This is a genomic window from Phenylobacterium sp. (genome assembly GCF_016793225.1).
Lineage (GTDB): Bacteria > Pseudomonadota > Alphaproteobacteria > Caulobacterales > Caulobacteraceae > Phenylobacterium.
In genome coordinates, this window is sequence record NZ_JAEUMN010000123.1 from 23,219 (window position 1) to 32,064 (window position 8,846).

Sequence of the window (8,846 nt, forward strand, 5' to 3'; positions counted from 1 at the left end):
AACGAGAAAAGGGAAGGGACTAGCGTTGAAGCTCTATACGTCGATCGGGCCCAATCCGCGGGTCGTGAAGATGTTCATGGCGGAGAAGGGGATCGATCTTCCCCGCATCGAGGTGGACCTCCGCGGGGGCGAGAACCGCCAGGACGCCTACCTGAAGGTCAATCCGGCGGGCCAGACCCCGGCCCTGGAGATGGACGGCGGCGGGCTCCTCAGCGAGATCACCGCCATCTGCGAGTACCTCGAGGAGAAGCACCCCAGCCCGCCGCTGATCGGCACGACGCCCGAGGAGCGCGCCGAGACCCGCATGTGGACCCGCCGCGTCGACCTGAACATCTGCGAGCCCATGACCAACGGGTTCCGCTACGGCGAAGGCCTTGCGATGTTCCAGTCGCGCATCCGCTGCCTGCCCGAGGCGTCGCCGGGCCTGAAGGCGGTGGCCCAGGACGGCCTGCGTTGGCTGGAGGCCAACATGAAGGGCCCGTGGATCGCCGGCGACCGCTTCACCCTGGCCGACATCCAGCTGTTCGCCTTCATGGACTTCGGGGCCATGGTGGGCCAGCCCGTGGACACGAACAACAAGCGCGTCGCCGACTGGTTCGAGCGCGTGAAGGCCCGTCCCAGCGCCGCCGCCAGCGCCTGACAGCCGTGTCCGGGCCGGCTCGTCCGGCCCGGACGCCGCTCAGCCGACCTTCCGGTCCCGCCCTTCCCAGTACGGCTTGCGCAGTTCGCGGCGCAGCACCTTGCCCGAGGGGTTGCGCGGCAGGACGTCGATGAAGTCCACGCTCTTGGGGGCCTTGTAGCCGGCGATCCGCTGGCGGGCCCAGCCGATGACGTCGTCGGGCGTCGGGTCGGCGCCGGGCGCCTTCACGACGATGGCCTTCACCGCCTCGCCCCACTTGTCGTCGGGCACGCCGATGACCGCGGCGTCGGCCACGCCCGGGCAGCCCAGGATCGCGTTCTCCACCTCGGCCGGATAGACGTTCTCGCCGCCCGACACGATCATGTCCTTCACCCGGTCGTGGACGAAGAAGAAGCCGCTCTCGTCCATATAGCCGGCGTCGCCGGTGCGCAGCCAGCCGTCCGGCCGGATGGTTTCGGCCGTCGCCTCGGGCCGGTTCCAGTAGCCGGCCATGACGATCGGGCCGCGGATCTCGATCTCGCCGATCTCGCCCGCGGGCAGCGTGGCGCCGTCCTCGTCGGCGATCCGCGTCTCCAGCGTCGGCCAGGGCCGGCCGCATGACCGAAGAAGTTCGCCCCGGTGCTCACCGGGCGCCAGCGTGGTTCCGGCGCCCGTGGTCTCGGTCATGCCGTAGAACTGGATGAACCCGCATCCGAACACCTGGGTGGCCTTGGCCAGCACCGCTTCCGAGATCGGCGAAGCCCCGTAGCTCACGGTCTTCAGGCTGGAGAAGTCGGCCTGGTCCACGCCGGGGGTCTGCAGCAGGGCGTTGATCATCACCGGGGCCAGGAAGACGTGGTTCACGCGCTCGACGCCGAAGGCCTCCAGCACCTTCGGCGGGACGAAGTCGGCCTGCAGCACGATGCGCGCGCCCGAGGCCAGCCCGGCGAAGCTGATGTTCGTGCCGGCCACATGGAACATCGGCATCAGGATCAGCACCGTGTCGTCGGCCTCGTACGAGAACCCCTCGATCGCGTGGCGCAGGTTGAGGAAGGCGCTGTAGTTGGCGTTGGTCAGGCGCACGCCCTTCGGCAGGCCGGTCGTGCCGGACGTGTAGAGCTGCAGGACGTCGTCGTCCGCCGTCGGCTCCGACAGCGCGGGGGCCGGAGCGGAGTCGCGGGCCGACGCGTAGTCCATGAAGGCGGGACTGCCGCCGCCCACGCCCACCACGAGCACCTCGCGGTCCACCTGGTTCAGCACGGCCTCCGCGGCCGCGTAGAACTCGGGGCTTACGAAGAACACGTCCGCGCCGGAGTCCTGCAGGATGAAGGCGATCTCGGGCACGGCGAGGCGCGAGTTGATCGGGGCGAAGCAGGCGCGCGCCTTGGCCACGCCGAAGAAGATCTCGTACCAGGCCTCCGACGCCCGGCCGAGCCAGGCCACGCGGTCGCCGGCCTTCACGCCCAGCTTCTGCAGCAGCCCCGCCACCTGGTCGGAGCGCCGGTCGAGCTCGGCGTAGGTCAGGTCGCGCCCCTCGAAGTGCACGGCCACGCGGTCTGCGCGTTCACGCCCGTGGACGCGCGCGATGTCGATCAGCAACTGGATGGGATCGTCGGTCATTCTGGCCCTTGGGTTTCCTCGCGGGCGTTTCCGCGCCCGTCGGCGGAATAGCTAGCAACGGGGACCCCGCGGCGGAAGCCTGCCTTCAGGTCACGGTCGCCCGGACCCGGAACTCCGGACGCTCGAAGGCGCGGGTCTCCAGCACGTCGCGCAGGATCTCCACCGCGTCCCAGACCTCGGCATGGCTGAGGAAGAGCGGCGTGAAGCCGAACCGGCAGATGTCGGGGTCGCGGAAGTCGCCGATCACCCCGCGGGCGATCAGGGCCTGGACCAGCGCGTAGCCGTCGGGGTGGGCGAACGCCACGTGCAGGCCGCGCCGGGCCATGTCGCGCGGGCCCACCAGCGTCAGGCCGAGCCCGCCGCAGCGGGCCTCGACCAGCCGCGTGAACAGTTCGCACAGGCTGCGGCCCTTGGCGGCGACGGCGCCGGCGGGCGCGCGCAGATGGATGTCGACGCCGCATTCGAGCGCCGCGATCCCCAGGATGGGCGGCGTGCCGCAGAGCTGGGCGCGGATGTCGGGGGCCGGGCGGTAGCGGGGCTCGAAGGCGAAGGGCGCGGCGTGGCCCATCCAGCCGGACAGTGGGGGGCGGATCGCCGCCTGGTGACGTTCGGCGACGAACAGGAAGGCCGGCGCGCCCGGCCCGCCGTTCAGGTGCTTGTAGCCGCAGCCGACGGCGAGGTCGGCGTCCGCACGGTTCAGGTCGCAGCCCGCCGCGCCCACGGTGTGGCTGAGGTCCCAGAGGACCAGCGCACCCCTCGCGTGCGCCGCCGCCGTGACGGCCGCCATGTCCCAGGCTTCGGCCGTGGCGTAGTGGACATGGGTCAGCACCAACAGCGCCGTTTCGTCGTCGACGGCGCCGAGCACCTGGTCGCGGGGCAGGACCTCGAGCGTCGCGCCGACCAGCGCGGCCAGGCCCTCCAGCACGTACACGTCGGTGTGGAAGTTGCCGGCTTCGGTCACGATCTTCCGGCGCCCCGGGCGCAGCGGGAGCGCGCCCGCCGCGAGCTTGAAGAGGTTCACCGAGGTGGAGTCCGCCACCGCCACCTCGCCGGGCGCCGCGCCGATCAGCCGCGCGATCTTGTCGCCCACCCGCTGGGGCGCGTCGATCCAGCCCGCCTTGTTCCAGCTGGTGATGAGGTCGTGGCCCCACTCGCGCGCCAGGACGTCGTCCATCCGCCCGCGCGTCGCCTTCGGGATCGGCCCCAGCGAATTGCCGTCGAGGTAGATGATGCCGTCCGGCAGGTCGAACAGGTCGCGGAACGCGCGCAGCGGATCGTCGGCGTCGAGGGCTTCGGCGTGGGCGCGGTCCATGACGCGGGTTCTAGCCGCCGCGTTTCCGCGCGGAAAGGACACCTCGCACGGTGCGTGCTTAGATGCCGCCACAGGGCTTCGAAGGCGCGGGCGGCAAGACCCGCGGGAGGGAACGGGACACATGCTGAGCTGGCGCAAGCTGGCGCTCGCCTCGACGGCGGCGCTCATCCTCACGACCGCCGCGGCGGACCCGGCGCTGGCGCAGCGGCGGGCCGCGGCCGCCGCCGAGAAGCCCGCGCCGTGGCCGGGGCTGCCGCCCGGAGCGGTCGAGGAGGTCATGACGCTGCGCGACGGCGTGAAGCTGTCCGCCAATGTGTTCAAGCCGGCGGGGCAGGGGCCCTGGCCGGTGGTCCTCTCGCGCACGCCCTACCTCAAGGACGGCCGCATCGATCCGAACGCCGATCCCAGGGGCGAGGAGAACCGCAAGCGGCTGGCGGCGCAGGCGAAGCGCTATACCGACGCCGGCTACGTCTTCGTGCTCCAGGACGTCCGCGGCAAGGGTCGCAGCCAGGGCTTCTACGCCGCCTTCGAGAACGACATCGAGGACGGCTACGACGCGGTGGAATGGGCCGGGACCCAGCCCTGGTCCAACGGCAGGGTCGGCATGACGGGCGGCTCGGCCCTGGGGATCACCGCCAACTCGGCGGCCATGGCTGCGCCCCCGCACCTGAAGGCCGCCTACGTGGTCGTCGCCCCGGCCGACCGGCTGGCCTACAGCTATCCGGGCGGCGTCCTGAAGGAGAAGGACACCGTCGGCTGGCTGCGCGGGCAGGGGGTCTCGGAAGAGGCGCTGAACCGCACCCGCGGCCGGGCCTTCGACGACGTGTCCTGGAACCGCGTCTCCATGGTCCAGAACCGCAAGTACATCCAGATTCCGATCTACAACGTCGGCGGCTGGTACGACATCTTCAACGGCGGCACGGTCGAGAACTTCGAGTGGCTGCAGAACCACGGCGCCGCCGGCGCGCGCGGGAACCAGAAGCTCCTGATGGGCCCGTTCGGCCACGGCCAGCTTTCCGGCGAGCTGGCCTATCCCGGCAGCGACCGCCTGAGCCTGGGCGGCGACCAGGAGATCCGCTGGTTCGACTACTGGCTGAAGGGCCAGGACAACGGGATCATGGACGAGCCGCCGGTCCAGTACTTCATGATGGCGAGCGCGCGGAAGGACGCCTACAGCCCGAAGAACCGGATGCTCGCCTCGGCGAACTGGCCGCCCGCCTACCGCGAGGTGCGCTACTATCCCGGCCCCGGGAACAGCCTCGTCCCGAGCGCGCCGACGGGCGAGGGGCAGCGGTGGAGCTACCGCTTCGACCCCGCCAACCCGGTGACCACCTTCGGCGGCGCCAACCTGACCTTCGAGCGCGGACCGGACGACCAGCGCAAGGTGGGCCAGCGGCAGGACTACCTGCGCTTCTCGACCCCGCCGCTGGAGAAGGATGTCGCCATCGCCGGCCCGGTGAAGGTGGAGCTGTGGGCCGCGACCGACGGGCCCGACACCGACTTCGTCGCCAAGCTGGTGGACGTCTACCCCGACGGCTACGAGGCCCTGATCCTCGACGCGCCGATCCGCACGCGCTTCCGCGACGGGCGGATGCCGGAACAGGTGCGGATGATGACCCCCGGCGCGCCCGAGAAGCTGGTCATCGACCTGTGGCCCACGGCGATCACCTTCGAGAAGGGGCACCGGATCGCGCTGCACATCACCTCGTCGAACAGCCCGCGCTTCGAGGTGAACCCCAACACCGGCGAGCCGCCGGGTTCGGGAAAGCTCAAGCCGCGGGTGGCGGTCAACACGATCTACGTCGACGCCGCCCATCCGACGGCGGTGGTCCTGCCCGTGGTCTATCCGGCGGAGACGAAATAGCAGCGGTCGGCGGCTCGACCTCGCGCGGCTCACATGTGTAGTCTGCGCGGGCAGGGGGGCGCGATGGCGGGCAGGAAGCGCGCAGCCGCGGTTGATGCGGCGCTGAGAGGGATGTTCCGGGGACTCGAGGCCCGGGGCGTGCCCGAGCACGTGATGCGCGTGGTGGACGAGCTCGAGGCCGCCGCCGAGCAGGACGCGGCTAGGCCGTCCCCAGAACCGCCGCCGACTCCAGAGCCATGACGTCCGTCGGGTCGTCCGCGTCCATGATCTTCAGCAGGCGCGCGCGGGCCCGGTTCACACGGCTCTTGATCGTGCCCAGCGCGCAGCCGCAGATCTCGGCGGCTTCTTCGTAGGAGAGCCCCGCCGCGCCCACCAGGATCAGGGCTTCGCGGTGCTCGCTGGGAAGCTGCTGCAGGGCCGCCTGCAGCGAGCGCATGGCCACGCTCCACTCCTGGGTCGGCGGGGTCTTCAGCGTGCTGGCGTACTCGCCCATCTCGTCGCGCACCTCGCGGCGGCGGCGCAGGACGTTCGTGTAGTAGGTGTTCCGCAGGATCGTGAAGAGCCAGGCGCGCAGGTTGGTGCCGGGCTCGAACTTGTCGCGGTTGGCCCACGCCTTGATCAGCGTGTCCTGAACCAGGTCGTCGGCGTCGGACCCGTTGTGACTGAGGGACCACGCAAAGGCTCGCAGCGCGGGAATGAGTCCGACGACATCGTCCCGCCAACTCGACACGGAGGTCATACACACCCCTTTGGGAACCCGGCCGCTCGACCGGTACGAAGCCGCCAGGTCATCTGAACGCGGCGCGCCTGGGACCGTTCCGGCCGCTAGGCCAGGACGGCGGAACCGCTGTGGGCGAATCGACGTTGGCATCGATGCGATGCGGACGGGGCATGACCCGGCCTGTTGCCGCGTTCCGGTTTTGTCCCCATGGTGACGGACGTCGGGTGCGGCGTTCGATCATGAAGGGACCTCAGATGCGCGAGACCGAACGACGGCCTGAGGATCGCTCTCGCCTGCACGTCGAAGCGAGCGCGACGGACGCCATCGTGCGCTACCGGGCCGTGCGCCGCGGTACGGAGGCCCTGACGCGCTCCCTGACGCCCGAGGACATGGGCGCCCAGTCGATGCCCGACGCCAGCCCGACGAAATGGCACCTCGCCCACACCACCTGGTTCTTCGAGACCTTCATGCTGGGGCCGCACCTGCCCGGCTACCGCGTGTTCGATCCGCGGTTCGGCTACCTGTTCAACTCCTACTATGAGGCGGTCGGCCCGCGGCAGCCGCGACCGGCGCGGGGGCTGATCACCCGTCCGACCGTGGCCGACGTCTTCGCCTATCGCGCCCACGTGGACGCAGCGATGGAGCGGCTGCTGGCGAACGGCGTGGACACGCTGGGCGGCCTCCTCGACCTGGGGCTGGCGCACGAGGAGCAGCACCAGGAGCTGATCCTGATGGACATCCTGCACCTGTTCGCCCAGTCGCCGCTCAGCCCCGCCTTCGCGCCGCCGCGGCCCGCGCCCGCGGCCGACCCCGGCCCGATGGCATTTGCGGACGTGCCGGGCGGCCTGGCGGAGATCGGCCATGCCGGCGACGGCTTCGCGTTCGACAACGAAGGGCCGCGCCACCGCGTCTGGCTCGAGCCCTTCCGCCTGGCGGACCGGCTGGTGACCAACGGCGAATGGCTGGCGTTCATGGCCGACGGCGGATACCGGCGGCCCGAGCTCTGGCTGTCCGACGGCTGGGCCCTCTGCCGGGCCGAGGGCTGGCAGGCCCCCGTCTACTGGCGCGAGGGCGCCGGCGGCTGGACCATCATGGGTCTGACGGGCGCGCGGCCGCTCGATCCCCACCAGCCGGTCAGCCACGTGAGCTACTACGAGGCCGACGCCTACGCCGCCTGGGCCGGCGCGCGGCTCCCCACCGAGGCCGAGTGGGAGCGCGCGGCGACCGCCGGCGGCGACCTCAGGGGCCGTGGCGAGCTCTGGGAATGGACCCGCAGCGCCTACCTTCCGTACCCCGGGTTCCGCCCCGCGGCGGGGGCGGTGGGCGAGTACAACGGCAAGTTCATGTCCGGCCAGTTCGTGCTGCGCGGCGGCGCCTCGGTGACGCCGGCCGGCCACGTCCGCGCCAGCTACCGCAACTTCTTCTATCCGCATCAGCGCTGGATGTTCTCCGGCGTGCGCCTGGCGCTGGACGGACACGGCGAAGGCGCCGCAGCGTCGGATCTCGAGGCCGACGTGCTGGCGGGCCTGTCGAAGTCCCGCAAGTCGATCCCGCCCAAGCACTTCTACGACGCCGAGGGTTCGCGCCTCTTCGAGCTCATCACCGAACTGCCGGAGTACTATCCGACCCGGACCGAGATCGCGCTGCTGCAGGACCAGGCCGCCCGGATCGCCCGCCGCATCCCCGACGCCGCCGCGCTGGTGGAGTTCGGCTCGGGCGCCAGCACCAAGACTCGCATCCTGCTCGACGCCGCGCCCCAGCTCGCCGTGTACGTCCCGATCGACATCTCGGAAACTGCGCTGCAGGCGGCCGCGCGGGCGATCCGGTCCGACTATCCCGGGCTCACCGTGGCCGCCCTTCGCGACGACTTCACCAACGCCCTGCAGCTGCCCGAGGCGGCGCGCGGCAGGCCGGTGGTCGGCTTCTTCCCGGGCTCCACGATCGGCAACTTCGACCGGGCGCAGGCCAGGACCTTCCTGGAGGGCGCGCGTCGCCTCCTGGGCCCCGGCGCCGCCCTGCTGGTGGGGATCGATCTCGTGAAGTCGCCAGAGGTCCTGGTGGCGGCCTACGACGACGCCCAGGGCGTGACGGCCGCCTTCAACCTGAACCTGCTTGCCCGCATCAACCGTGAGCTCGGCGCGGACTTCGATCTCGCGGCCTTTCGCCACCGCGCGATCTGGAACCCCGCCGAGAGCCGGATCGAGATGCACCTCGAGAGCCTCGCCGACCAGACCGTGCGCGTGGCCGGCCGGCCGTTCCACTTTCGGGCGGGTGAGACACTGCACACCGAGAACTCGCACAAGTTCACGCTGGAAGGCTTCGCGGCGCTCGCCGGCGACGCCGGCTGGTCCGTGGAGGAAAGCTGGCGCAGCGCCGAACCCGGCTTCGCCGAAGTGCTGCTCCGCGCCTGAGCCCCGACAGCAAGAGGGGATGAGAGACCTGGGTCTCTCATCCCCTGCGCTGCATCGTCATGTTGGAATGGCGCGGGTCGGCGCCTCAGCTCTCGCTGCCGCGCGTGCGACCGCCGCCGCGGCTGGCCTCGCCGCCCTTGCGGCCGGCGGAAGCGGCCAGGTCGCGGTCCTTGGCGAAGCTGCGCTTCTCGCCGGGGACGCTGGCGCCGCCCTTGCGGGCGATCTCGCGGCGGCGTTCGGGGTTCATGGCGGCGAAGCCGCGTCGGGCGCGGGGCTTGCCGGTGTCAGCGGTGGCCATC

The 8,846-nt window shown here is 71.2% G+C and carries 7 protein-coding genes; 3 read left to right on the plus strand and 4 right to left on the minus strand.

Going from position 1 to position 8,846, the window contains the following annotated elements; translation table 11 throughout:
- Positions 1-25: 25 nt before the first annotated feature.
- Positions 26-640: a glutathione S-transferase family protein gene (locus JNK30_RS14715; RefSeq protein WP_293483233.1), complete on the plus strand. Its 615-nt coding sequence runs from the start codon at positions 26-28 to the stop codon at positions 638-640.
- 39 nt (positions 641-679) lie between these two features.
- On the opposite strand, the gene JNK30_RS14720 is transcribed toward JNK30_RS14715, so the two are convergent.
- Together JNK30_RS14720 and kynU are read right to left on the minus strand one after the other, a co-directional pair.
- Complete coding sequence (locus tag JNK30_RS14720; protein ID WP_293483235.1) at positions 680-2,239, minus strand: long-chain-fatty-acid--CoA ligase; 1,560 nt, start codon at positions 2,237-2,239, stop codon at positions 680-682.
- Between the two features lie 85 nt (positions 2,240-2,324).
- Positions 2,325-3,551, minus strand: coding sequence for a kynureninase (gene kynU, locus JNK30_RS14725; RefSeq protein ID WP_293483237.1), 1,227 nt, complete (start codon positions 3,549-3,551; stop codon positions 2,325-2,327).
- Between the two features lie 121 nt (positions 3,552-3,672).
- Here kynU and JNK30_RS14730 point away from each other — a divergent pair, with 121 nt between their 5' ends.
- A complete protein-coding gene (locus JNK30_RS14730; protein ID WP_293483238.1) occupies positions 3,673-5,415 on the plus strand; it encodes a CocE/NonD family hydrolase in 1,743 nt (580 codons plus the stop codon).
- Positions 5,416-5,614: 199 nt separating this feature from the next.
- Here JNK30_RS14730 and JNK30_RS14735 read toward each other — a convergent pair whose 3' ends face one another.
- Positions 5,615-6,154: a sigma-70 family RNA polymerase sigma factor gene (locus JNK30_RS14735; RefSeq protein ID WP_293483239.1), complete on the minus strand. Its 540-nt coding sequence runs from the start codon at positions 6,152-6,154 to the stop codon at positions 5,615-5,617.
- Positions 6,155-6,390: 236 nt separating this feature from the next.
- Here JNK30_RS14735 and egtB point away from each other — a divergent pair, with 236 nt between their 5' ends.
- Complete coding sequence (egtB, locus tag JNK30_RS14740) at positions 6,391-8,547, plus strand: ergothioneine biosynthesis protein EgtB (RefSeq protein ID WP_293483240.1); 2,157 nt, start codon at positions 6,391-6,393, stop codon at positions 8,545-8,547.
- A gap of 85 nt (positions 8,548-8,632) precedes the next feature.
- Here egtB and JNK30_RS14745 read toward each other — a convergent pair whose 3' ends face one another.
- Positions 8,633-8,845, minus strand: coding sequence for a general stress protein (locus JNK30_RS14745; RefSeq protein WP_293483241.1), 213 nt, complete (start codon positions 8,843-8,845; stop codon positions 8,633-8,635).
- Position 8,846: the final 1 nt, after the last annotated feature.